This window comes from Streptomyces sp. DH12, from assembly GCF_020873895.1.
Lineage (GTDB): Bacteria > Actinomycetota > Actinomycetes > Streptomycetales > Streptomycetaceae > Streptomyces.
This window is the reverse complement of the sequence record NZ_JAHWGT010000872.1, coordinates 1-475: the sequence shown is the minus strand read 5'-3', so window position 1 is coordinate 475 and position 475 is coordinate 1. Positions and strand designations below refer to the sequence as shown.

The window sequence follows — 475 nt, the reverse complement described above, 5'->3', positions numbered from 1 at the left end:
GTGCGACAACACCAACACCAACCCCGGAGTCGGGCAAGCCCTGTTCGGCTACGAGACCGCCGGTATCTTCGGCTACTCGCACGCCATGGGCGGCCAGCGCGGCAGCCACGCCGAGTACGTCCGGGTCCCGTTCGCCGACCACGGCGCCTTCACAGTGCCCGAGGGCATCGACGACACCAGCGCCCTCTTCGTGTCCGACTCCGTGCCCACCGGCTGGATGGGGGCGGACCTCGGCGGTGTGAGGCCCGGAGACGTGGTGGCCGTCTGGGGCTGCGGCGCCGTCGGCCAGATGGCGGCGCGGGCGGCGATCCTGCTCGGCGCGGAACGCGTCATCTCCATCGACCGCATCCCCGAACGCCTGGAGATGACGGAGCGGTACGCCGGTGCCGAGACCATCGACTACACCACCACCGACGTCGCGGCGGAACTGCGCGAACGCACCGGCGGACGCGGACCCGACGTGTGCATCGAGGCG

General features: G+C 71.4%; 1 protein-coding gene. It reads left to right on the top strand.

Annotated features, from left to right (window positions below):
* On the top strand, positions 1-475 hold a 475-nt coding region (locus LPA54_RS37535; protein ID WP_228984919.1), incomplete at both ends, for a zinc-binding dehydrogenase.